A 25,498-nucleotide genomic window follows, 5' to 3' on the forward strand; every position below is an offset into this window, starting at 1 on the left:
GGCTCAAAATTCACTCCACGCTGTTATCCATCCTCTTTACCACCGCAATCGCCGGGGTATTGAGCATTTCTGCCGCTGCCATATTTTCATTTTCACTGCTGACCAAAATGGTCGAGCGCATGGTCAGTCTGTCTGTCGGCATTATGTTATCGACATCCTTGCTACACGCACTACCGGAAGCCTTTGAATCACAAGCCGATACGCGTTCTTTATTCGCCTGTTTGCTGGCGGGCTTACTGGGATTTTTTCTGCTGGAAAAATTTGCTGTTTTACGTCACTCGCATCATCACGAGGGCGATGGACATCATCACGAACACGGCCATGATGCGCATGAAGCAGGCAAAGCCGGCTGGATGATACTGGTCGGCGACGGCATGCATAATTTCACTGACGGTATCCTGATCGCAGCAGCATTTTTGGCCAATCCTGAATTGGGTTTCGTCACGGCATTTGCCATTATTGCGCATGAAATTCCGCAGGAAATCGGCGACTTCATCGTGCTGCTGAATGCCGGATTCAGCCGCATGCGTGCTTATATGTATAACCTCGCCTGCAGCATGATGGGAGTGCTGGGCGGGGTGATCGGTTACTTCACGCTCGAAAGTGCCAGCAACCTGATTCCGTATGTCCTGGTGATGGCTTCGTCCGGCTTCATTTATATTGCCGTCAGCGATCTGATGCCGCAAATGCAGCGCCGCGCAACGCTGCGGGAAACGATTATCCAGGTGATTCTGGTGACCGCAGGAATCTTACTGGTGCTGTTTGTCACGCGCCATCACTGAGCGAACAGCCATTTAAAAAAGGCGCTTAAATAAGGAGCTTATAAGGACTCCTCTTTTTATCGCTTCAACAAAACAGCACAAATATTAGCGGGTGACCGGACGTGCAGTATCAGCGCACCATTCACTCCAGGAGCCCGGATACAATGCAGCGCCCGGCAAACCTGCCACTTCCAGCGCCAGCAGATTATGGCAAGCCGTGACACCGGAACCGCACTGCATAATTGCTTTGGCGGGGTCAGGCAGTATCGCCCGCCATTCTGCATGTAACTCTGAGGCTGTTTTAAAACGACCATCCGCTTGTAAGTTGTCTTTGAAAAAGCGATTCAGCGCGCCGGGAATATGTCCGCCGACCGGATCTATGGTTTCATTTTCACCGCGGAAACGATCGGCTGCACGGGCATCAACCAGTGTGCATTCCCGGGTGTCGATATTTGCCAATACTTGCTCAACATTCACTTGCCCGACTAAAGAAGGCTGAATGAGGATATTGCCCTGACGTACAGCAGGCAGCGCTGTTGTCACCGGCAATTGCTGTGCTGTCCACAACGGAAAGCCACCATCGAGCACCGCCACTGCCGCGTGTCCGACCCAGCGCAACATCCACCATAAACGTGCCGCAAACATCCCGCCCTGTGCGTCGTAAGCGATAACCTGACTGTCATGATTAATGCCCAGATCCCGTAAGGTCTGAATAAACACCTCTTTTTCCGGCAGCGGGTGACGACCGCGGAACACACCATCGGCAGATAATTTAGGTGCGGATAAACGCTGATCGAGATGGACAAACTGTGCACCGGGCAAATGCCCCGCGTCATATGCTGCCTGCCCGGCATCCGGATTCATCAGATCATGGCGGCAATCCAGCACAATCCAGTTGCGGTTTGCGTCACCGCTGAGCCGACTGGCAAGGTCTGCTGTGCTGATCAAGGTGGTGTACATCTTCTTCTCCTGAAAAATATATCGCGGATCATCAGAACTCATGTCATCAACAGGGATGGGTTTTGTATGAGTTCTGTTTATTCATCTGTATTTTATTCCTGGCCAATCGCATCATTGCGGACAGATGACTGGTTTGCTCTGGCATTATAAAAAGTGGCAATGATGCCGCTGCACAAAATCACGCCTATGCCCGCCCAGCTTAACCATGCCAGGCTTTCATCCCAAAAAAGCACGTCCCACAGACTGGAAAACACGATGCCAGCATATTGCAGATTTGCAGTCACCAGCGTGTTACCGAGGCGGTAGGCACGGGTCATCGCCATCTGTGCAGACGCAGCGGTAATACCGATTGCCATGATCAGCAGCATGCCACGGCTATCCGGAGGATGCCAGACGATTTCTTGCGCGGCGGCTTGTCCGGATTTCATAATCAACGTGCCTAGCAAGCCGGCCACCGCACAGGTCATCGAAAAATAAAATACCACGCGGTACTCAGGCTCCCCCATCAGACCCATTTTTCTGACTTGCATGTACGCCCATGCGGCCAGCATACCGGACACTAAACCGACGACGATACCGATCACCTGATCCGCATGCATACTGGGACGCAACAACAAGACAACCCCGATAAATCCCAGCAAGATCGCTGCGACGGGCTGCCATGCAAGACCACGTCGTCTGTACCACCAGGCGCCGATCAGCATCAGCGCCGCTATCCATATCGGAGACATGTAATTCAGGGTAACCGCCATCGCCAATGGCAGCTGACCGATAGAGTAAAACCATAACCACAGCGCCAGTACACCCACCGTACCACGTATCAGATGCTCATACGGCATGCGAGTCTTTAAAGTTCCGCCCTGCAGTCTGACCAATATTACGATCATCAGCATACCGATCAGGCCGCGATACGCGACGAGTTCGGATGTCGAATAATCGCTTGATGCCAGCTTCACACAAACACCCATGATGGAAAACAAAAAACTGGCAACTAACATCCACAAAGACTGCATAAAAACCTGACTCCAAAAAACAGGGGAGGCAAGCGCCTCCCCTCTTCATACCCCTGAGCTGTCTCAGATTGCTATTTTTTTCCGGTACCACTCATGAAAGTGCTGCATACCGTCTTCCATCGGTGACTGGTAAGGTCCGACTTCATTCTCGCCGCGATCCAGTAAAATTTTACGACCGGCATCCATACGCACGCCGATCTCATCGTCTTCAATACATGTCTCCATGTATGCCGCGCGTTCAGCTTCGATGAATTCACGCTCGAATAAAACGATTTCTTCCGGATAGTAAAACTCGACAACATTTCTGGTCTTGCCGGTGGCAGTCGGCCACAGCGTGGAAACGACCAGCACATGCGGATACCATTCGACCATGATATTCGGATACAAGGTCAGCCAGATTGCGCCGTACTTCGGCGGTTCGCCGTTGCGGTACTTCAGCACCTGCTCTTGCCAGACTTTGTATTTCTCGGAACCGGATTTCAGCAAACCACTGTTCACACCGACAGTCTGCACACTGTAATCTTCGCCGAATTCCCAGCGCAGATCGTCACAAGTGACGAAGCTACCCAGGCCAGGATGAAATGGTTCGACGTGATAATCTTCCAGATAGACTTCGATGAACGTCTTCCAGTTGTAATCGCATTCGTGAACCTCAACGTGATCCAGCATATAGCCGGTAAAGTCGAGATCTTTGGTAACGCTGAGCTGCGCCATGCGCTCCATGACGTTGTAACCATTTTGCTCAAACAGCAAACCATTCCAGTTCTGCAATGGGGTGCGTTTCAGATTCATGCAAGGCGTATCTGAAAAATGCGGTGCACCTATCAGTTCACCTTTAAGATCGTAGGTCCAGCGATGCAGCGGACAAACGATGTTATTAGCATTGCCGCGCCCATTAAACATCAGCGCCTGACGATGACGACAGACGTTAGACATCAGCTCGATACCCTGAGCGCTGCGGACCAGCATACGTCCTTCATTCTCGGACGCTAAAGTTGCAAAGTCACCGATATTCGGCACCATCAACTCGTGACCGACATAACGAGGACCAGACTGGAACAAGTCCTTGATTTCACGCTGCAACAGCGTTTCATCAAAATAGACATGCACCGGAAGTTGCGCGTCAGAACGCGCGAGTTTAGACAAAGAAGCCAGATCGGACATCCCCACCCCCCAAATTAATTTGCACCAACCTAAGAGAGAAAGAATCCACAAAAACCTGTTTTCGCATGGGTTTTCAATCCAGGCGAAAGTTCAAACGATCAAACGACTTGAAGAGGAAATTTTGGACAGAACCGCGGATTATACCTGAATCGCCGCAGATTCGCCCCCTGAGCAGTCATTTCCTGAGAAAAATCAAATAATTAAATTATCCGGCCCAGGTTCGATTGCAGACCAGCCACATAAGCAAACAAACAACACTGCTGTTTTTTAGATGCGATAGTCTAATTTTATCGTTTTATTTCGTTAAGAAAGCTGCGGCCAGGGTTATTCCACTCTGAAGAAAATTTGCTGCAAGTGCAAATATCTAGTGGAAATTCTCATTTCTATGAACTCAGGCCAACTTTTATGCTGCATAGCAGCTTGTCTTCATGCTTACCTGCAATTAGCCTGAATCTGGCTGATTTGACCAGAACTCGGAGAAGTTCAGCGCAAACATGCCCCCATCCGGTTTCGTTTGAATTAACTTATTCGAAAGAATCAACATGAAAAAAATACTGATAACAAAGCTGATGGCTATTCTGTTTGCCATCTGCACCCTGCCAGCCCAGACATGGGCAGCAGGGTATACGGAGACAAAATATCCCATTGTGTTAGTCCACGGTTTATTCGGGTTTGACAACATCGGCCCGGTTGACTACTGGTACGGTATTCCATCGGCACTACGCTCAGACGGCGCACGCGTGTATGTCACGCAAGTTGCAGCGGCCAACAGCACAGAAGTCCGTGGTGAACAATTGCTGACGCAGGTTAAGCAGATTCTTGCAGTCACCGGTGCCAGCAAAGTGAATCTGATCGGTCACAGCCACGGCGGACCAACGATACGCTATGTGGCCTCGGTCAGGCCAGATCTGGTTGCCTCGGTCACCTCAGTCGGAGGTGTGAACCGGGGCTCCGCGGTGGCAGATATCATTCTGGGCATCGCGCCGCCGGGTTCCATCACCAACAGCGTGCTTGTCTCGGTAACTAACGGACTGGCAACAATCATCAGTTTCCTATCGGGCCAGCCAAATTTATCGCAAGATGCGCTGGCAGCGGCAAACTCCCTCAGCACCGCTGGTTCACTCAAATTCAACAGCAAACATCCGCAAGGAGTACCGACCACTGCTTGCGGTGAAGGTGCATATAACGTCAACAACGTTGCTTACTACTCGTGGAGTGGAGCAAAACCATATACCAATGTTCTTGATGTCGTTGATCCGGCCCTCTCACTGACCTCGCTGGCCTTTGGCGGCAGCAAAAACGACGGACTGGTCAGCAGTTGTTCCTCCCATCTCGGTAAGGTTATTCGCGATGACTACGCGATGAATCATCTTGACGAAGTGAATCAGACCATAGGCCTGGTCAATATTTTTGAAACGAATCCGGTGACGATATACCGGCAGCATGCAAATCGTCTGAAAAATAGCGGCTTGTAAGCAGAAACAACGGCACCGAGGATTTTCTGAATTTACCGGATCGGGATTTTATGAAAACAAAAAATCTGACTTTTCTGGCAGCGACGATCAGCCTGATCGTCGTCTCTTTTTCCCTTCTGCCAAAACAAGGCGGCCGTGAAGAACCGGCCGTCAGGCTGACGCCACAGGACCGTATGTTTTCATTCGTACGCTCGATGGAAGGCACCAGCGTCGATGGGCAGGCAAAGCAGTCCGACGATGGCAATCTGGTCGTCAACGCTGAATTGCGACTGATGTTTGATTATTATCTGGCGGCGGTAGGCGAAAAAAGTATCCCGGAAATCAAACGTGAAATTGAAAAAGCGCTGGACCAAAAACTTAAGTCACAGGCAGCAGCACAGGCAAAGGAATTACTGACCCGGTATCTTGGATACAAGCAGGCGTTACTGGAGGTGGAAAAAAATAGCGGAGCATCAGCGACGACTCCTGCGATCAACACCAGCAACAATATGATTTCAGCCATGCAAAAGCGCTGGCAGAGTATGCAGAAGTTACGTTTACAATTTTTTAGTGCCCAAGACAGTCAGGCACTGTTCGGATTTGACGATGCTTATGATATGGATGCACTGGCGCGGTTAGAGATTAGTCAGAACACCGCTTACAGTGACAAACAAAAGCAGGAAAAACTACAGGCTCTCGATGCCGCAATGTCGCCTGAGTTACGCGAAGCGAAAAATGCCCCCTATCAGATCATACGGCTCGAAGAACAGGCACAGCAATTACGTGCCAGCGGCGCAAGTGAAGACGATATTTACAGGATGCGGGCCGCTGCTGTCAGTCCCGAAGCAGCCAACAGGCTGGCTGATCTCGACAGAGAAGAGGCAGAATGGAAAACCCGGATAGCAAACTATCTTGAACAAAAAAGACAATTGCTAAGCCGGGATGAAGGTAAAAATATGGCTGAAAAAATCACGGCATTACAACAGTTACGTGATCGCTACTTCAGCATTCAGGAACAAAATCGCCTGGCGGCATATGAATAAAAATGTCCGGTGAACCCGGTCAAACTGGTCTGACCGCAATCTGAGCCAAAAATCAATCAGGCTGCGGTTTCGCAGCTTTCTATCTGCGCGTCAGGCGATGCAGGCAAAGTATCGAGTGCCTCTTGCAACGCCCGATCAACGACTTTATCTAACTGCAAAACCTGGGCACGTTTTTCACGGAAAGCCTGCTCCAGTTTTTTTGCTGAAACAGAAAAACTTTTTTCTTTTTCACTCGCAGTAAAAATATACAGACTGCGCATAGGACTGACCCATGCAAGCCTGACCCGCAGCATCCGGGCATTTTCCTCGGCAAACTCTATCCAGATGCCGCGCTCCAGCTGCTGAACAAGATCAACAAACTCATCGTCAGGGACAGACTCTTCCTGCGCCGCGTTTTTCTCCGCTTCAGCTCGTTTTTCCAAACGACGTTCGGTCGCCTGCTGCGCTGCTTCAACGGCCAGCTCGAGTTGCCGATCCGGCGACAATTCTAACGGTGCGCGCACGATAGACGCGTGGCATTCTGAGAGCTCGGCAAAAAACTGTACGCGATCAGCATCTTCCCATTTAATCAGGCTCAGCCATTTATTCAGGCGAGCGAGAATCGCCGGCAGACGATTTAATAATTCCTGCCTGTCTTGCAAGGTGAATTTTGGTTTCACACTCCAGATCAGGTCATCCATCGTTTTGATTGCATCCTGCACCGCATGCGGCTTTTCATCTCTGACGCTGTAAGCAAGGGTCAATACCTTAATCCAGCGGTTTTCAAGAAAAGTCTCGACAAAAGCCACAACCTCGCCAGAACCAACACGGATCGCAACTTCCTGATTCGCATGTATGCTCGCCTGCTTGATTTTTTCTTTACGGATCGCGCTCTTGATCGGTGCTTCCAGTGCCTGCGCCTGCGCCTGCTCTTCTTTTTCGATGAATGATTCAAGATCGGTAACGACCTCGTCAAACAAGGCAATTTCCTGATCAAACTCTTGCGATACTCGTTCGACGTTACGTTTCATCGTCTGGAACAGAGGATCCTCTGCGCCTTTATTCTGATCGAGAGACAAACTGTAACGGGACAACAGATCAATCAGGCGACGAGCCGGATGCTGATCTTTGAAGAAAAATTCTTTATCGATTAATGCCGCTTTTAAGACCGGTACCTGCAGAACGGAAATCAGTTCTTTTACCGGCGCAGGTATGGCCTGATTACGGAACACATTATCAAACACCTGTGACAACAGATCGAGCGTGTGTTTTTCGACGCCGGTAGTAGCCATCTCAGCGACATGCTCACGCATTTGCGACAGGCGCATGAAATCGCCTGCGCCGGACATCATCTGATTCAGCTTCAGATTTTGCTGAAATTCTGCCAGATGCTGAAACAGACGGGACTCAGCCGGATTAGGGGCAAAGCCAGCGTAATCCGCGTAATTCCCGTTATTCCGGGGCGCTTGCTGCTGATGTTGCGTTCCGGAAAAATAGCGTTTCAGCTTTTGAGCTATTTCCTGTGGACTGCTGTCCTGACGGGCGGCCTCAGCTTCCTGTTCGTTCGCAGGGCTGGTCGTCTTGTTTTTATTCCGGCGGATTTTGTAAGAATCATGCAAATCGGGCAGGATTCCTTTCTTCACAAGCGAAGAATTAATTTCGTACAGAATCGGCTCCAGGTCGAACAGAATATCTGCACGCAACAAAGGCAATACCAGATCATGCGTTCCAACTTCAGGATCAAACTGGCACCATGCGGAGTACAACGCATTCAATACGATATCCGGACGGAAAGGATTCTGCGCAATGCTTAATGTTTCGCGCCCCAGAAGATGAGACAAGCGCATGTTCAACGCTGCGTATTGCTCTGCACTGTCGAGCTCTATTGTGCGACTGACTCTGCTGAGAGCCAGTTTTTTATCCATTTCCTCGTAACTGATCAGACTCAGATCTGCATCAGTTGCCGCACTACCTCTGTTTCCGGACGGTTTGGGAGAGATCAGCGCGTTGACTTCCTGGCGGAACGCCTTCTCTATGTCGGCGGACGATAAATGATAAAAAGCGTAGGCATTTTTTTTCAGCAACTGACCGGCATTGAAGCTAAGATTGGCTTCCCGCGAATCCATGCTTTGCTCAGACAAGGCCAGAAAAGCATTGGAAAGCCTGGACGAAAAAGCATCCAGCTGCGATACAACCAGATGGGTTGCCAGAGGAATCAGTCCACGCAACACATCCTCAGCGGAGGCTGAGCCCGTCGCTGTTTTTGTGTGTAGTGGATGAAGACCGCTCATGATTGAAAAGAAAATCCTATTGGATGCAACACAGGTAAAAAATGAAGTTCCTGCTTACAGCGCTCAGTAACAGACGGCGAAGAATGATACGCATCACGGTTGAAATTCGATTATTTCAATAAGATCAATAACTTAGGATGCAATATGCCGTCAATATTGAGACTATGGAGCACACTATATACGCATATTTTCCACATGGAAATGTTTTGAATGCAATTTTTGCCTGTGCCCAGTATAAATCCCCGTACATATCCACACCGGTTTCCCAACTGAAACAAGTATTTCAAAATGTAAGCAAACAAACGGATCAAAAAAGCAGAAACACCTACAACTTGACTTGTTTGCTCTAAAATAGAACGTTAAGTTTCATTTTTTGCGTAATTTCACGCACTGCTAGTCATTAAATATCGATATGCCTAAAAAAAACGCTGGTGCAAACCAGCCTGAACCTGCCAATGCGCCAGTCTCTTTCGAAGCGGCAATGGCAGAGTTGACCGGGTTGGTAGCAAAAATGGAAGCAGGAGATCTGCCTCTGGAAGCCTCAGTGATTGCTTATCAACGTGGCGCTGAATTAATTCAATTTTGTACTTCACAGCTGGATAAAGTGGAGCAACAAGTCAAAGTATTGGAAGCCGGAATGTTGAAATCTTTCCATGCAGACAATGGAGATGAGGATCTCACATGAGCCAACAATTCCGTGCCTGGATGCAACAAAAACAGGATCAATGCGAGCGGGCCCTGTCGGATTTCATTCCTCAGCCCAGCGTGGTTCCCGCTCATTTGCACGAAGCCATGCGCTATGCCGCGCTGGATGGTGGTAAGCGCGTTCGCCCTTTACTGGTCTATGCTGCGGGGCAATTATTCGATGCGCCGCAGGAAGCGCTGGATCGCGCTGCCGCCGCAGTCGAAATGATTCACGCCTATTCGCTGGTACATGATGATATGCCCTGCATGGATGACGACGCGCTGCGCCGTGGCAAACCAACCGTCCATGTGAAATATGACGAGGCAACCGCCCTGCTGGTCGGCGATGCGCTGCAAGCACAGGCGTTTCTGGTTCTGTCCGAAGGAAATACCAGTGCAGAAACCAGACTCGGACTGGTGCGCCTGCTTGCCCACGCTTCAGGCTCGGTCGGCATGTGTGGTGGTCAGGCCATTGATCTCGCCAGCGTTGGTCTGGCGCTGACACGCGAACAACTGGAGCAAATGCATCGCTTAAAAACCGGCGCTTTGCTGCGGGCTTCGGTACTGCTGGGTGCATCCTGCGGCAAAACATTAAATCCGGAAGAAACTGCTGCGCTCAACACCTATGCTGCGGCAATCGGCCTCGCATTCCAGGTCGTCGATGACGTGCTTGATGCGACGGCTGACTCTGCAACACTCGGCAAAACAGCCGGTAAAGACGCCGCGGACAATAAACCAACATATGTCAGCCTGCTGGGTCTGACAGCATCGCAGGAATTAGCTCAGCAACTCTGCCGCGAGGCTCACAGCGCACTGGATTCCTTTAGTGAAAAAGCACAACTGCTCCGGGATCTGGCCGATCTGATCGTGCAGCGACAAGCATAACAAGCATCTACTATGACGAATTTACTGCAAAAAATTAACTCCCCTGCCGATCTGCGCCTGTTGTCGCGCCATCAGTTAGCGCCGCTGGCGGATGAATTGCGCCAGTACGTGATTGATTCCGTTTCCAAAACCGGCGGGCATCTGTCGTCCAATCTTGGTACGGTAGAGCTGACACTGGCGCTACATTACGTATTTAATACACCTGAAGACCGTTTGATCTGGGATGTTGGCCATCAGACTTATCCGCACAAAATTCTGACCGGCCGGCGTGATCGCATGCACACTTTGCGTCAGTGGGAAGGCATCTCCGGCTTCCCGCGCAGAGATGAAAGTGAATACGATACCTTTGGCACTGCGCATTCATCGACTTCAATTTCTGCGGCATTAGGTATGGCACTGGCCGCCCGCACGAAAGGTGAAGACCGGCATGCGGTCGCCATTATCGGTGATGGTTCCATGACGGCAGGGATGGCATTCGAAGCACTGAACAATGCCGGGGTGCATGAAGACATCAACCTGCTGGTGGTGCTGAATGACAACGACATGTCGATCTCGCCTCCGGTCGGTGCACTGAACCGTTATCTGGCAAGGTTGATGTCCGGTAAGTTTTACGCAGCAGCGCGCAACGTCGGCAAATCTGTACTGCCTTCACCCGTGCTGGAACTCGCCAAGCGCTTTGAAGAGCATGCGAAAGGCATGCTGGTACCAGCCACGATGTTTGAAGAATTCGGTTTCAATTACATCGGCCCGATTGACGGCCACGATCTCGAATCACTGATCCCCACGCTGCAAAATATCCGGCAACTCAAAGGACCGCAGTTTTTGCATGTGGTCACCAAAAAAGGTCAGGGATATAAACTGGCGGAAGCCGATCCTGTGTTGTATCACGGCCCTGGCAAATTTAATCCTGCCGAAGGCATCAAACCAAGCACGTCCGCGAAACAAACCTATACCCAGGTTTTCGGGCAATGGCTGTGCGATATGGCAGCCAGCGACCAGAAACTGGTAGGAATCACGCCTGCCATGCGTGAAGGCTCAGGCATGGTGGAATTTGAAAAGCAATTTCCTAAGCGCTATTACGATGTCGGCATTGCTGAGCAGCATGCCGTCACATTTGCCGCCGGCCTCGCTTGCGAGGGTCTGAAACCTGTTGTCGCGATTTACTCGACCTTCCTGCAACGCGCTTACGATCAGTTGATCCATGACGTCGCCCTGCAAAATCTGGATGTGACATTCGCGCTGGATCGTGCCGGGCTGGTTGGCGCAGACGGCGCCACCCACGCAGGCAATTACGACATCGCCTATCTGCGCTGCATTCCTAACATGGTCGTGATGGCTGCCTCCGATGAAAATGAATGTCGTCAGATGCTGACGACCGGCTACAACTACCCCGGGCCTGCCGCCATTCGCTACCCGCGCGGCACCGGTATCGGCGTCAAACCTGAGACTGAATTGAACAGTCTGATTATTGGTAAAGGCGAAGTCAGACGCGAGGGCAACAAGATCGCAATTCTGGCCTTTGGCTCTATGCTGCAACCGTCGCTCCACGCCGCTGATATTCTGGATGCGACCGTGGCGAATATGCGTTTCATCAAGCCGCTTGATGTCGAATTACTGAAAACTCTTGCTGACTCGCATGATGTTCTGGTGACCGTGGAAGAAGGCTGCAAAATGGGCGGTGCCGGATCGGCCGTTGCCGAAGCGCTGGCAGAAGCTGGCATCTGCAAACCTTTGCTGATCCTTGGTTTGCCGGATAAATTTATCGATCATGGCGATCCGGCATTGTTACTGAGCCAGTGCGGTCTCGATAGCAAGGGCATCGTGCAGGCGATACGCGAGCGCTTTAAGCTCAGCGCCACATCAACACCAGCGCAAGCAGCCTGATTACCGGCACTGGCGCGATCAACGAAAAATGGCTACCGCACGGTAGCCATTTTTTTGCCTGATTGAGATCGGAGGATGGAAGCTTAAGACATCAATACCGGAAAATAGAAGCCGCTGAGAGCCTAAATATACTCCCCCCAGTATCTTTTAAGCCCCTTTATTTACGCTGAGAATAAGCGTTTTTTACGACATACTCCCCTGAAATCAGGCGGCAACCCATTCGCGCGTGGCTTGTCCGGCATAACTCACGGGCGCGCTCTGCACATCATCAAACGTCACAATTTCGTACGCATCCGGTTGTGCCAACAAAGCACGCAACAATTGATTATTCAGTCCATGGCCGGATTTGTGCGCTGTGTAGCTGGCGAGGAAAGGATGACCGATCAGATACAAATCACCGATGGCATCGAGAATTTTATGGCGCACAAATTCATCGTCGAAACGCAGGCCATCTGAATTCAGTATCCGGTATTCGTCCATCACGATCGCATTTTCCATGGAACCGCCACGGGCAAGGCCTATGCCGCGCAACATTTCTACATCCTGCATGAAACCGAAAGTGCGCGCTCTGGCGACGTCTTTGACAAACGAGACTTTTTCAAAATCGACCTCGGCGGTCTGCACAGTGCCATCCACAGCGGGGTGATTGAATTCAATGAAGAAATGCAGTTTGAAACCGTTATATGGCTCCAGTCTCGCCCATTTTTCAGCGGCCCCTTTACCCTCGCGGATTTCCACGGGTTTCAGTACGCGGATAAATTTCTTGGCTGCGTCTTGCTGTTGCAACCCGGCTTCCTGCAACAAGTAAACGAACGACGATGCGGAGCCATCCATAATCGGAATTTCTTCAGCGCTGACATCGATATACAAATTATCGATACCAAGTCCGGCGCAGGCCGACAACAAATGTTCTACCGTAGAAACCCGTTCGTCACCGTTGGACAAAGTAGACGCCATACGGGTATCACCGACACCGGTTGCTTTGGCTGGGAAAACTAATGGCGGGGTCAGATCCGTACGGGTAAACACGATGCCGGTATCCACTGGTGCCGGACGCAATACCAGTTCGACCTTGGTGCCCGAATGCAGGCCCACGCCTATGGTTCTGACTTCTTGTTTGATAGTGATTTGCTTTAACATCCGCGTATTATAGCGAGTACGCTAAGACGATGTGCCGGCGCCGTCATTAGCTGTTGCAAAAACAGATAGACCGCAAACTGACACTAAAAAACATTGGTCTAAAAAAACAGCGCCGGTCAGAAAATGGCGGCGCTGCTCTCCGGGGAAACTGAAATTAAGCGAGTTGCGCTAACAGAGTTTCAGCGTTGGATACTTCGAATTTGCCGCCAGCTTCCACGTTCAGTTGCTTGACGATGCCATCGACTGCCAGCAGAGAATAACGCTGGGAACGCACACCCATACCAAATTTACTGAAATCGGCATCCAGACCCAGGGCTTTCGTGAACGCCGCATTACCGTCGGCCATCATACGCACGATGCCGGTGGCTTTCTGATCACGCCCCCACGCCCCCATGACAAATGCGTCGTTGACGGAGATACACCAGATTTCATCAACGCCTTTGGCTTTCAACTCTGCAGCGTGCGCGATATAGCCGGGAAGATGTTGTGCCGAACAAGTTGGCGTGTAAGCACCTGGCAGACCAAAAATCGCAATCGTTTTTCCTTTGACCAGGTCAGCAACCTGAAAAGTGTTCGGACCAATACTGCAACCTTCGCCGGCAACCTCTACGAATTCTGCCAGACTGCCTGCCGGTAAATGTTCACCAATTTGTATGCTCATCATCATTCCTTTCGTTTAAATCAATTCATTCACTATCTTGCGATAGCCCGCTCGCGCCGTATTATCCGGCGCTCAGGCTCGCAGTATGCCTGAGCTGAAAAAAAGCTGCTGAAAGCAACTCAGAGTCCACACTGACAAAACGCTGCTGCAAAGTTTTTTACATTTTTATATGCAATTTCCCCACAGTAAGCCCCTGACAATGAAAGTCAGTGCTAGGATAGCTCACAGACTTAATTACTTAAATACCAACAAATTCTATTTCTGATTTTTGTCACCAGGAGGACGCAGGTAAATGAGGCAATACAAAGCATCAGGCAAAATACAAACAGCACGGATGACCTGCGCACTGATGGGCCTGGGTTTTATTTCACTTCTGTCGGGTTGCGGTGGCGGCGGTTCAGGAGCAGCATCAGAACCGGCGGCACCACCAACGGTGTCGATTGACGTATTTGGTGCCCGCGGTGGCACCCTGACGGCAATTGTCAGCGCGACGGGTTGTTCAGCCACCCCAACCGTCACCTGGCAAAGTTCTGCCGGCGTGGCCATGGGGGCCGGCACAACTATTCAGGATACGCAAGCGAATGCCGCGCTGATTGCGACGGCGACCTGTTCGACTGCAAGCGCAACGCAGACTCTGGCAGCCAATACCGTGCATACGGCACTATCTGCTTTCGCAGTACTAAAAAATGGTAGCGCAGTCGCCTGGGGCAATCCGGTCTGGGGCGGACAAACCGACACTGCGGCAGCGATCACTGGCATATCCCAGCTGTTTGCGTCTGAACGCGGTTTTGCGGCCCTGCTCAGTGACAACAGTATCAAAGCCTGGGGCAGCAGCTACGTCGCCATCACCGATCCGAATTTAGTCTACCCGGCAACAGGAGCGATTGCGTCCAGTGCTCTAACCAATATCGCTTCGGTCATACCAGGCAGAGTGGCTTATTTCGCGACGAAAAAAGATGGATCAATTGCCGCATGGGGAAGTTTCCGTGGGATTACTAATGGTGAAGACGGCTACATCGGTGACAGCAAAATCGGTCTGAGTCCGATTACACTGGCCTTACTCTCGGATATCAAAGCTATGGCATCCACAGAAGGCGCATATGCGCTACTGAAAAGCGACGGAACCGTGGTGACGTTCGGAGATCAGGATGCCGGAGGTAATTCATCCTCGGTGCAATCATTACTGACCAATGTGACGCAACTGGCCGGCAGTAACTTTGACTTCGTGGCTTTACGCAAAGATGGCAAAGTCGTGACCTGGGGCTACGGTTATGCTGCCAATTCCGGTGATGCCGAAATCAACACCACGCTGACGGATATCGCAAAAATTTATATGAACGGCTATGCAGGTGCAGCGATAGACAATAAGGGCGCTGCGTCTGCCTTTGGCTACACGGCATTGATAGACTCAGCTGACTCCAGCTCGGTAACAGCTTCATTAACCAACGTCAGTAAAATTTACGCGACGCAGACGGCATTTGCTGCCCTGCGCACAGATGGCACTGTCATCAGTTGGGGCGACTTACCGCGAATGGGAAGCAGCCTCAATGCCGTGCAGTCCTCGCTGACCAATGTCAAATCTGTACATGCCACCGAATATGCGTTTGCTGCCTTAAAGAACGATGGCACCGTTGTCAGCTGGGGTGACCCTGAACTGGGTGGCGACAGCAGCGCTGTCAGTCCGCAGCTGACAAAAGTGGTCGCGCTGACGTCGAATAAATATGCATTTGCAGCCTTAAAATCAGATGGCACTGTCGTGACCTGGGGTATGAAAAGCAAGGGCGGGGACAGCAGCGCAGCCGCCACTAGATTAAATAATGTCCGCGCGATTTATGCAACGGCTTATGGTGCCTTCCTCGCGATCAATAAAGATGGCAGCTTTGTTACCTGGGGCGATCAGTGGGCCGGCGGCGGAACAGTCCCGGCAACCCTGAGCAAAATTCCTTACACCAGCTGATCATCATGCAATCTGCAGAATCAATACACTTGAAGAAGTGGAGAAAATAATATGACATTGTTCGATTTCACAGCAAAATCCGCACTCGTTTCCATCATCAGCACGATGCTCTGCGCACCGGCGCTGGCATTTGTCAAAGACGCCAGCCAAGCCAGTGCGACACCAAACAAAGAAGCTCAGAACCTGACTCAGATCATAGTCAAATATCGCAACGAGCGCAGTAATGCCGCCGAAACAGCCAGTATCAGCGGCAATAAAACGGGACTGATGCAATTGCAGGCACAACGGATTTCAGCACTGCAATCTGCGGCAAAAAATTATGGTGCAACATTTTCTGTCAAACGTCAGATCGTCACCGGTGGCTGGGTTTATAAGTCGTCCACCCGTCTGAAGCCTTCGCAAATGCTGGCACTCGCTGCGAAACTCAAGGCAGCCGATGCGACGGTGGAATACGCAGAACCTGATTACATTCTGCGTCCGGCCTATACACCAACAGACCCACTGTTCTCATCGCAATGGGATATGCAGGACAGCACTGCACAAGCAGGCGGACTGAATCTGCCAGCAGCATGGGATATCAGCAAAGGAGACAAGATTGTCGTGGCTGTCGTCGATACCGGCTACCGGCCCCATCCGGACCTGCTGCCCAATCTGATCCCGGCACAGGGCGGTGCGGCGAAACAGTATGGCTACAACTTTATCAGCAACCCCGTCACCGCACGCCTGAGCTTGCCGGATGGCGTGACGACCGCACGTGGTCCGGATGCAATCGACTCCGGGGACTGGGTTGACAGTTCCGATACGGACTGTCCGACGCAAGTCCAGAGCAGCAGCTGGCATGGTACGCACGTTGCCGGCACGATTGCTGCAGCGGCAAACGGTACCGGTATTACCGGCGTGGCTCCCAATGCGAAAATATTGCCGCTAAGGGTATTGGGCAAGTGTGGCGGCGAAAGTTCTGATATCGCCGACGCCGTTGCCTGGGCTGCCGGCTTACATATCGATGGACTACCAGATAATGTCAACAAAGCGAATGTGATTAATCTCTCGCTGGGTGGTACGCACCCCTGCAGTAAAACAACCGCCGCAGCCTATCAGAGCGCGATTGCAAATGGCGCAGTCATTGTCGTTGCAGCTGGCAATGAATCTGTGGATGCCAAACTCTCGAGCCCGGCAAATTGCCCGGGTGTTATCACCGTCGCATCCAACTCGATTGCAGGTGGACGCGCGAGCTATTCCAATTACGGTGCGACCGTCAGTGTCACTGCCCCGGGTGGAGGATTTACGACAAGTGCAGACAGAATCCTGTCAACACTACCAACCGGAAAAACCGTTTCTACTGACGATACCACCTATGGTTTGATGGCAGGCACTTCACAAGCAACACCGCACGTAGCAGGAGTGATCGCGCTGATGATGGCGGCCAATCCTAAACTGACGTCAGCACAGATACGCAGCATACTGATCAGAACTGCACGTCCCGCGCCAGCAAACTGTCCCGGCTGCGGTGCTGGCATTGTCGATGCTGCCGCAGCAGTCAAAACAGCCAGCGGGAGTTAGGCCAGCACTCCCGGTATCCAATCGGGACGACCAATCCTCTTTCGCAGAAAATAAAAAAGCCCGCATGATCAGCGGGCTTTTTTTATCAAAGCGACAGATGAATCAGTCTGCCTGCTTACGCAAAAATGCCGGAATATCGTAGGTTTCCATGCCATTTTTTTCAAGCGCACGTACCGTATCAGAAGCAGACTCACGACGCCATACTGCAGGCTTGCTTAATCCGTCAAATGCCGGTGCCGCAGTTGCCATACCATTAGACACTGAGGTGGTAGCCATCGCTGCAGCCATCATCGGTTCGTTATTAGTACCGGTACGCAGCATCGGTGTTTGTACCAGCTGAATATTTTTCTTACCGCGTCCCAGACCAGTTGCAACGACCGTCACACGGATATCGTCGCCCATAGTGTCGTCGTAGGCGATGCCTTGAGCAATCGATGCATCCGGCGCTGCAAATGCGCGCACAGCTGCCATGACTTCTTTAATTTCTTTACCTTTGAGGCTGCGGCTGGCAGTTACATTCACCAACACACCACGTGCACCGGACAGATCGATACCATCCAGTAAAGGTGATGCAACAGCTTGTTCAGCAGCGATACGTGCACGGTCAACACCGGAAGCTGTCGCCGTACCCATCATTGCTTTACCTTGCTCACCCATGATCGTTTTCACGTCATTAAAGTCAACGTTGATATGGCCCGGGACATTGATGATTTCTGCAATACCGGCAACGGCATTGTTCAGCACATCATCCGCATGTTGCAGCCATTCGATCATGCTGTCGTCTTCATAAATCTCTTCGAGTTTTTCGTTGAGAATGATAATCAGCGAATCAACGTGCTGGGTCAGAGCGTCCAGACCTTCATCGGCGATGTCCATGCATTTCTTACCTTCGTAAGAGAATGGCTTGGAAACAACCGCCACGGTCAACGCCCCGAGCTCTTTCGCCACCTGTGCAACGACCGGTGCAGCGCCGGTACCAGTACCGCCCCCCATACCGGCAGCGATAAAGACCATGTGTGCACCACGCAATGCATCTTCGATGCGGGCACGTGAATCTTCTGCCAGTTTGCGACCGACATCCGGCTTCATACCCGCACCCAGACCAGTTTCACCGATTTGAATGACGTTATGCGCTTTGGATTGCAGTAACGCTTGCGCATCCGTATTTGCGGCGATGAACTCAACGCCGGAAACACCTTTATTGATCATGTGCTGAACAGCATTGCCGCCTGCACCACCCACGCCAACCACTTTGATTACAGTACCTTGTGTGGCGTTATCAACCATATCGAACTCCATCATGACTCCTCCGGATAGGCAGTTACCAGTCGCTAATGATCACGAGATGTGACAACTAGCGACTAATAACTGTAGATCAAACCATTATAAAATGAGTACACCAATTACGATACAAAAAGCTACTTAAAAATTCCCCAAAAACCACTCTTTCATGCGCTGCCAGACTGCTTTTGCTGAACCTTCCTGCCTTGTCACAAGATGACCGCGCAAATACTGCTTCTTCGCTTCCAACAACAAACCTAAAACAGTGGCATAACGCGGGCTTCTGACAACGTCAGCAAGCTGTCCGCTATATGCTGGCATTCCTAATCTCGTTGGCTTCAAAAATATATCTTCCGCCATCTCAACCATGCCAGGCATCGCTGACGATCCGCCTGTCAGTACGATGCCTGATGAGAGCACATCTTCGTAACCGGATTCGCGTACCACCTGATGCACCAGCGCGAATAATTCTTCAACACGCGGTTCGATCACCGCAGCCAGTGCCTGGCGTGAAAGCGAACGCGGACCGCGATCACCAAGACCCGGTACATCGAGCGTATCCGCAGGATCTGCAAGCACTTGCTTGGCGACACCGAAACGCACTTTGATTTCTTCTGCTTCCGAAGTCGGTGTGCGTAAAGCCATCGCAATATCATTCGTGATCTGATCGCCAGCGATCGGAATCACTGCCGTATGACGAATCGCACCTTCACTAAAAACCGCGACATCTGTCGTGCCACCACCGATATCAATCAGAACAACACCGAGTTCTTTTTCATCTTTCGTCAGCACCGCTTCTGCTGATGCCATCGGTTGTAAAATCAGATCGGATACTTCCAGCCCGCAACGGCGAACACACTTCACAATGTTCTGCACGGCAGAAACTGCACCGGTGACGATATGTACTTTGACTTCGAGACGGATGCCGCTCATGCCTATCGGTTCACGCACATCATCCTGACTGTCAACGATGAATTCCTGTGGCAAGGTGTGCAGCAGCTGCTGATCAGTCGGGATGTTCACCGCTTTCGCCGTTTCGATAACGCGTGACACGTCGGCTGCAGTCACTTCCTTATCTTTAATCGCCACCATGCCGCTGGAATTAAAACTACGGATATGACTGCCGGCAATACCTGTATAGACACGACTGATCTTGCAATCCGCCATCAGCTCGGCTTCTTCCAGTGCACGCTGTATCGATTCGACCGTCGCTTCAATATTCACGACCACGCCTTTTTTCAGGCCTTTCGATTCGTGCTGTCCCAGACCGATCACTTCATGTCTGCCATCAGGCATGACTTCAGCGACAACCGCCACCACTTTGGAGGTACCGATATCGAGACCAACGATCAGATTTTTTGCGTCTTTTGTCATGTCTTCCCACTTGCTTTTGTTTGCTTTTTCAATCCTATGGAACTGTGGCTGGACTTCAGTGCCAATCCATTCGGATAACGCATGTCTACACTTTGAATACTGTCTTCCAGACTCGATATCAATTGCGGATACACCGTCATCAACTTTTCTACCCTGTTCTGCAACGTCTTACTGTCCTGCACCCGGCCTAACTCTACCTGCATGCCGTTATTTAATTTGACGCTCCACGCATAGCGACTCGAATATTTCACTTCATCCGGTTCGAGATTAATTCTGGAGAACCATTTTTTAAATTCCTGATACTGCGTCAGCACTTCTTTCTCACTGCCATCGGGACCACTCAGATTAATCAGATCCGCATCCTCTTCTGCTTCCGCCAGATTGGCGGTGAACACATCACCATTAACCGAAATTAAACGTCCGTCATTGCCCCAGGTACCTAACACGACATGCTCTTCCAGTCTGACAATCAGCTTATTCGGCCACTCTCTCTGGATACTCGCTTTTCTTACCCATGGAACACTTTCAAAAGCACCGCGTACAGCGTCCAGATTCGCCGTAAAAAAATTCCCCCTGATGCGTGGTACTGCTGAATTCCTGATCGTCAGCGCGTTCACATGCTTCAAGGCTTGCGGACTCATGCTTTCGACCCGGATTGACGTCAGGGTAAACATGGGACGCTGTATCACCCACCAGACACCGGACATCATCAGAATGAACAGCACCATGCCAAATAAGGCATTCGCAGTGTTGTTCATCAGTTTGACGTCGTGCCACATCAGTTATTCCTTCTTTACTTCGTTTCAGTACGGATTTTCAAACGCGCTGTCTTTAAAATTTCAACGCACAGATCTTCGTAACTCATCCCGGTCGCTTTGGCTGCCATCGGTACCAATGAATGTCCTGTCATACCTGGTGAGGTATTAATTTCCAGCAAAAACGGACGCTGATCCGAATTGCGTACCAGCACGTCTATCCTTGCCCAGCCTTCACAATCCAGCGCACGATATGCTTCAACTGCCATTTGCTGGATCGATGCCGTCAGTGCAGCATCCAGCGGAGCCGGGCACAAGTATTGCGTATCGTCAGTGAAATATTTGTTCTGATAATCGTAGTTACCGTCCGGCGCAACGATTTCAATGATGGGCAGTGCATAGGCCTGTTCTCCTCTTCCGAGCACGGCAACGGTGAATTCACGTCCTTCAATAAACTCCTCTGCCAGCACCACTTCATCAAACTGTGCGGCAAGTGTGTACGCCTGCTGCATTTCCGTCGCAGTACTGACTTTAGTAATCCCTATCGTCGAGCCCTCGTGTGGCGGCTTCATGATCAGTGGCAACCCGAGGTTTTGCGCAATCTTGGTCAGATCAGACTGACTATTCAACACGGCATAGCCCGGCGTACTGATGCCGTGCGTTTGCCAGATACGTTTGGTAAAAATTTTATCCATGGCAATCGCCGATGCCATTACGCCACTGCCGGTATAAGGAATATTTAATTGTTCCAGTACGCCCTGCATACTGCCGTCTTCGCCATACCGGCCATGCAAAGCGATAAACACACGGTCAAATTTTTCGGCCGCTAATTCTGCAATACTACGTTGCGAAGGATCGAAGGCGTATGCATCAATGCCTTTAGTTTTCAGCGCTGCCAGCACTCCGTTACCGGACATAATGGAGACATCGTGTTCGGCAGAACGCCCGCCAAACAACACGCCGACTTTACCCAAAGATTTGTAATCAAATTCGCTCATGATTTTGTATCACTTTATTTATTTTGCCTGTGCCAGTTTTGCCGGCACTGCACTGATCGATCCTGCACCCATCACAATCAACACGTCTCCATCTTTCAGGACGTGCAACAAGCTATCGGGCATCTCTTGAATTTCCTCAACGAATACCGGTTCTATTTTTCCCATCACCCGCAAGGCGCGTGCCAGTGAGCGCCCGTCAGCGGCGAGTATCGGCGCTTCGCCAGCGGCATACACTTCCGCCAATACGGCGACGTCGGCAGTAGAAATGACTTTGACAAAATCTTCAAACAAATCGCGCGTCCGGGTATAGCGGTGCGGTTGAAATGCCAGAACTAAACGGCGTCCGGGATAAGCGCCGCGTGCGGCCGCCAGAGTAGCCGCCATTTCGACGGGATGATGTCCGTAGTCGTCAACCAGGGCGAAGCTGCCACCACCAGTCAGCGCGATCTCGCCATAACGGGTAAAGCGACGACCCACACCATTAAATTCGCTCAACGCTTTTTGTGTCGCTTCATCAGCAACACCGACTTCACGCGCGATCGCAATCGCAGCGCATGCGTTCTGAACGTTATGCATACCAGGCTGATTTAAACTCACTCGCATATCAGCATAACCGTCCTGCACCACCGTGAAATGCATCTTGCCATCGGCAGCGATCGCGTCTATCGCACGGACATCAGCGTCTTCACGGAAACCGTAGGTAACAACCGGCTTGGAAATGAACGGCATGATTTCACGGACATTCGAATCATCCACACACAACACCGCAACCCCGTAAAATGGCAGTCGCTGTGTGAATTCGATGAAGGCTTGTTTCAGTCGCGCAAAATCATGTCCATAGGTTTCCATATGATCTGCGTCGATATTCGTGATGACTTCCATCACCGGTAACAAATTCAGAAACGAAGCATCTGACTCGTCCGCCTCAGCAACAATAAAATCACCACTTCCTAATTTTGCGTTTGCTCCAGCACTGTTGAGTCTGCCGCCAATCACAAAAGTAGGATCGAAACCACCTTGTGCCAGCACGCTCGCCACCAGGCTGGTCGTCGTTGTTTTTCCATGTGTGCCGGCGATCGCAATACCACTTTTCAGGCGCATCAGCTCAGCCAGCATCAGCGCACGTGGCACGATAGGAATGTGCTTTGCTCTTGCAGCGATCACTTCCGGGTTATCTGCTTTCACTGCCGTTGATGTCACAACCGCATCAGCACCTTCAATATTTTCCGCCGCATGCCCGATCTTCACGTCCGCACCGAGACTTGCGAGACGCTGTGATGCAGAGTTACTACTCAGATCTGAACCTGAAATGGTGTATCCGAGATTGAGCAATACTTCAGCGATACCGCTCATACCCGAGCCGCCGATACCGACAAAGTGAATATGTTTAACTTTATGTTTCATGCTAATGTTTCCAGAATTTTTGCAATGTTGGCATTCGCCTCACGCTGACCGAGTGCATACGCCTTCTCTGCCATCTGCAAACATTGATGGCGATCAAGCGCCTGTAATTTTTCAGCCAACAGCGCCGGCGTCATCTCCGACTGAGGCAGATAAACTGCTGCCTGCTGCTGTGCCATCCAGGTAGCATTTTCTTTTTGATGCGACGTACTGGAAGCCATAAAAGGCACGAGTATGCTGGCAACACCAGCGGCTGTTAACTCCGATACGGTAATCGCGCCGGCGCGGCAAATCACCAGATCTGCCTCGGCATAACGCCGCGGCATATCATCAATAAAATCGAGGATCTCGGCCTGCACGCCGGCTTTTGCATAGTTCTCACGCAAAGCATCAATATTTTGTTTACCGGATTGATGAGTAACCATCGGGCGCTGCGTTTCAGACATCAATGCCAGTGCTTTTGGCAGGCAATCATTCAACACTTTGGCACCCAGGCTACCGCCGACAACCAGAATACGTAAAGCACCTGTACGCTGGACATAACGCGTTACGGGGGCAGGTAATGCCGTAATTTCCTGACGCACAGGATTACCAGTCAATGCAGTTTTTTGATCGACAGATAAATTCTCAGACGGCAGACCAAATAGCAGTTTTCTGGCAAAGGGCTTCAGCGCTTTATTCGACAATAACAATGCAGCATCAGCATTCATCAGTACCAACGGCGTACCGCGCAAGGCGGCGACCACACCGCCGGGTACCGTCACATAGCCGCCCATGCCAAGCACGACATTAGGACGACGCTGACTGAAAATACGTCCGCAATGAAAGAAGCTGGCGATCAGTTTGAAAGCCCCTGTTACGCTGTGTTTCCAGCCTTTGCCTCGCAGTCCGGTGAAGTCCAGACTATCCATAGGAATATGATGTTTAGGAACAATCTGGCACTCCATGCCAGTCATGGTTCCCAGCCAGGAGACTTCCCAGCCGCGTTGCTGCATCAATTCTGCAATCGCCAGTCCTGGGAAAATATGACCGCCAGTACCTGCGGCCATAATCATGAGTTTTTTCGGAGAGGCTGAAGTCATAAACGGCCTCCACGCATCAAAACTCGATTTTCGTAATCGACCCGCAACAAAATAGCCAGCCCCACACAATTAATTAACACTCCGGAACCGCCGTAGCTCATCAACGGCAACGTCAGACCTTTGGTTGGCAATAAGCCAAGATTCACACCCATATTGATAAATGCCTGCACGCCAATCCAGATGCCAATGCCCTTCGCGGTCAGACCGGCGAATGTCTGATCCAGCGCAATCGCTTGCCGGCCAATTTCAAATGCGCGTTTAATAATCCAATAAAACAATAAAACGACTGCAGTGACGCCGACAAAACCCAGTTCTTCACCGATCACAGCTAACAGAAAATCCGTATGTGCCTCGGGAAGATAATGTAATTTTTCAACGCTCGCACCCAAACCGACACCAAACAATTCACCACGCCCGAATGCAATCAGCGAATGCGTCAGCTGATAAGCTTTGCCAAGCGCGTGATCATCATCAAACGGACTTAGATACGCAAAGATACGTTCGCGACGCCAAGGCGAAAGCAGAATCACCATCGTAAAAATGCCGACCAGCGTAGCGGCGATACCACCGAACCAGATACCATTGATCCCGCCCAGAAAAAGTATGCCCATCGCAATACAGACAATCACACCGAAGGCACCAAGATCTGGCTCCAGCAGTAACAACAAGCCGACCACGCCCACTGCTGCCAGCATAGGAACAAAGCCTTTGGTCAGCTTGTGCATGTATTCCTGCTTGCGCACCGTATAGTCAGCGGCATACAGCACCATAAATAACTTCATGAATTCCGACGGCTGCAAATTAAATACCTTAAATGACAGCCAGCGCTTCGCGCCGTTCACGCCCTTCCCGAGACCGGGAATCAAAACAGCAACAAGCAGAATCAAGGTAAACACAAACAGATACGGTGCCAGTTTTTGCCATGTCAGCACTGGCATACGAAATACCAGTGCCGCCGCAATCACCGAGACCAGAACAAACATCGCCTGGCGTACAAGGAAGTGCGAATTTTTATAGCTCGCATATTTAGGCGAATCCGGCAGAGAAATGGATGCCGAGTACACCATAACCATACCGAACAACATCAGTATCATGGTCACCCATACCAATGGCTGATCATAGTTCATCATTTTCGAGCGATTCACCAGTTGCGTCTCCGGACCCGGAGCCG

The 25,498-nt window shown here is 51.0% G+C and carries 21 protein-coding genes; 8 read left to right on the forward strand and 13 right to left on the reverse strand.

Annotated features, from left to right (window positions below):
- Positions 1–80: 80 nt before the first annotated feature.
- Positions 81–782: a ZIP family metal transporter gene (locus ACPAOP_RS00775; RefSeq protein WP_423682238.1), complete on the forward strand. Its 702-nt coding sequence runs from the start codon at positions 81–83 to the stop codon at positions 780–782.
- Positions 783–866: 84 nt separating this feature from the next.
- On the opposite strand, the gene ACPAOP_RS00780 is transcribed toward ACPAOP_RS00775, so the two are convergent.
- The 3 genes from ACPAOP_RS00780 to ACPAOP_RS00790 all read right to left on the reverse strand — a co-directional run bounded on the left by ACPAOP_RS00780 (position 867) and on the right by ACPAOP_RS00790 (position 3,898).
- Positions 867–1,721 (reverse strand): sulfurtransferase, encoded by an 855-nt coding sequence (locus ACPAOP_RS00780; protein ID WP_423680824.1) that lies wholly within the window; start codon positions 1,719–1,721, stop codon positions 867–869.
- Positions 1,722–1,813: 92 nt separating this feature from the next.
- Positions 1,814–2,734: a DMT family transporter gene (locus tag ACPAOP_RS00785; protein ID WP_423708949.1), complete on the reverse strand. Its 921-nt coding sequence runs from the start codon at positions 2,732–2,734 to the stop codon at positions 1,814–1,816.
- A gap of 63 nt (positions 2,735–2,797) precedes the next feature.
- Positions 2,798–3,898, reverse strand: a complete 1,101-nt coding sequence (locus ACPAOP_RS00790; RefSeq protein ID WP_423680821.1) for an aromatic ring-hydroxylating oxygenase subunit alpha — start codon at positions 3,896–3,898, stop codon at positions 2,798–2,800.
- Between the two features lie 542 nt (positions 3,899–4,440).
- Between ACPAOP_RS00790 and ACPAOP_RS00795 the strand changes: the two genes are divergently transcribed.
- Both ACPAOP_RS00795 and ACPAOP_RS00800 read left to right on the forward strand, forming a co-directional pair.
- Complete coding sequence (locus ACPAOP_RS00795; RefSeq protein WP_423680820.1) at positions 4,441–5,373, forward strand: lipase family alpha/beta hydrolase; 933 nt, start codon at positions 4,441–4,443, stop codon at positions 5,371–5,373.
- A 50-nt stretch (positions 5,374–5,423) separates the two neighbouring features.
- Positions 5,424–6,395 carry a lipase secretion chaperone gene (locus tag ACPAOP_RS00800; RefSeq protein ID WP_423708950.1) on the forward strand — a complete coding sequence of 324 codons (972 nt, stop codon included), beginning with the start codon at positions 5,424–5,426 and terminating at the stop codon, positions 6,393–6,395.
- A gap of 56 nt (positions 6,396–6,451) precedes the next feature.
- On the opposite strand, the gene ACPAOP_RS00805 is transcribed toward ACPAOP_RS00800, so the two are convergent.
- Positions 6,452–8,665, reverse strand: a complete 2,214-nt coding sequence (locus ACPAOP_RS00805; RefSeq protein WP_423708951.1) for a DUF1631 family protein — start codon at positions 8,663–8,665, stop codon at positions 6,452–6,454.
- Between the two features lie 412 nt (positions 8,666–9,077).
- Here ACPAOP_RS00805 and ACPAOP_RS00810 point away from each other — a divergent pair, with 412 nt between their 5' ends.
- From ACPAOP_RS00810 to dxs, 3 genes are read left to right on the forward strand one after another with little or no spacing between them, the layout of a single operon-like run.
- Entirely contained in the window at positions 9,078–9,350 is a 273-nt protein-coding gene (locus ACPAOP_RS00810; RefSeq protein WP_423680817.1) for an exodeoxyribonuclease VII small subunit, read from the forward strand.
- Positions 9,347–10,234, forward strand: coding sequence for a polyprenyl synthetase family protein (locus ACPAOP_RS00815; protein WP_423680816.1), 888 nt, complete (start codon positions 9,347–9,349; stop codon positions 10,232–10,234). Before ACPAOP_RS00810 ends, ACPAOP_RS00815 begins: the two co-directional genes overlap by 4 nt.
- Before the next feature lie 12 nt (positions 10,235–10,246).
- On the forward strand, positions 10,247–12,118 hold the full coding sequence (dxs, locus tag ACPAOP_RS00820) for a 1-deoxy-D-xylulose-5-phosphate synthase (protein ID WP_423708952.1): 1,872 nt from the start codon (positions 10,247–10,249) through the stop codon (positions 12,116–12,118).
- 204 nt (positions 12,119–12,322) lie between these two features.
- On the opposite strand, the gene lpxC is transcribed toward dxs, so the two are convergent.
- Both lpxC and ACPAOP_RS00830 read right to left on the reverse strand, forming a co-directional pair.
- A complete protein-coding gene (gene lpxC, locus ACPAOP_RS00825) occupies positions 12,323–13,258 on the reverse strand; it encodes a UDP-3-O-acyl-N-acetylglucosamine deacetylase (RefSeq protein ID WP_423708954.1) in 936 nt (311 codons plus the stop codon).
- Positions 13,259–13,412: 154 nt separating this feature from the next.
- The gene (locus tag ACPAOP_RS00830) at positions 13,413–13,919 is read right to left on the reverse strand and encodes a peroxiredoxin (protein ID WP_423708955.1); all 507 of its coding nucleotides are present in this window, start codon (positions 13,917–13,919) and stop codon (positions 13,413–13,415) included.
- Between the two features lie 292 nt (positions 13,920–14,211).
- Here ACPAOP_RS00830 and ACPAOP_RS00835 point away from each other — a divergent pair, with 292 nt between their 5' ends.
- Positions 14,212–15,876 (forward strand): hypothetical protein, encoded by a 1,665-nt coding sequence (locus ACPAOP_RS00835; RefSeq protein WP_423708956.1) that lies wholly within the window; start codon positions 14,212–14,214, stop codon positions 15,874–15,876.
- Positions 15,877–15,927: 51 nt separating this feature from the next.
- Positions 15,928–17,436: a S8 family peptidase gene (locus ACPAOP_RS00840; RefSeq protein WP_423708957.1), complete on the forward strand. Its 1,509-nt coding sequence runs from the start codon at positions 15,928–15,930 to the stop codon at positions 17,434–17,436.
- Positions 17,437–17,538: 102 nt separating this feature from the next.
- Here the strand turns inward: ACPAOP_RS00840 and ftsZ are convergent, their stop codons facing one another.
- The 7 genes from ftsZ to ftsW form a co-directional block, all read right to left on the reverse strand.
- Positions 17,539–18,735 carry a cell division protein FtsZ gene (gene ftsZ / locus ACPAOP_RS00845; protein WP_423680809.1) on the reverse strand — a complete coding sequence of 399 codons (1,197 nt, stop codon included), beginning with the start codon at positions 18,733–18,735 and terminating at the stop codon, positions 17,539–17,541.
- Between the two features lie 123 nt (positions 18,736–18,858).
- Positions 18,859–20,091: a cell division protein FtsA gene (ftsA, locus tag ACPAOP_RS00850; protein ID WP_186884784.1), complete on the reverse strand. Its 1,233-nt coding sequence runs from the start codon at positions 20,089–20,091 to the stop codon at positions 18,859–18,861.
- Complete coding sequence (locus ACPAOP_RS00855) at positions 20,088–20,870, reverse strand: cell division protein FtsQ/DivIB (protein WP_423680807.1); 783 nt, start codon at positions 20,868–20,870, stop codon at positions 20,088–20,090. The genes ftsA and ACPAOP_RS00855 overlap by 4 nt, the downstream gene beginning before the upstream one ends.
- Positions 20,871–20,884: 14 nt before the next feature.
- Positions 20,885–21,844, reverse strand: a complete 960-nt coding sequence (locus ACPAOP_RS00860; protein WP_423680806.1) for a D-alanine--D-alanine ligase — start codon at positions 21,842–21,844, stop codon at positions 20,885–20,887.
- Between the two features lie 18 nt (positions 21,845–21,862).
- A complete protein-coding gene (gene murC / locus ACPAOP_RS00865; protein WP_423680805.1) occupies positions 21,863–23,248 on the reverse strand; it encodes a UDP-N-acetylmuramate--L-alanine ligase in 1,386 nt (461 codons plus the stop codon).
- On the reverse strand, positions 23,245–24,327 hold the full coding sequence (murG, locus tag ACPAOP_RS00870) for an undecaprenyldiphospho-muramoylpentapeptide beta-N-acetylglucosaminyltransferase (RefSeq protein ID WP_423708958.1): 1,083 nt from the start codon (positions 24,325–24,327) through the stop codon (positions 23,245–23,247). Before murG ends, murC begins: the two co-directional genes overlap by 4 nt.
- Positions 24,324–25,457 (reverse strand): putative lipid II flippase FtsW, encoded by a 1,134-nt coding sequence (gene ftsW, locus ACPAOP_RS00875; protein WP_423682237.1) that lies wholly within the window; start codon positions 25,455–25,457, stop codon positions 24,324–24,326. The genes murG and ftsW overlap by 4 nt, the downstream gene beginning before the upstream one ends.
- Positions 25,458–25,498: the final 41 nt, after the last annotated feature.

This window comes from Undibacterium sp. WLX3042 (genome assembly GCF_049544825.1).
Lineage (GTDB): Bacteria > Pseudomonadota > Gammaproteobacteria > Burkholderiales > Burkholderiaceae_D > Undibacterium.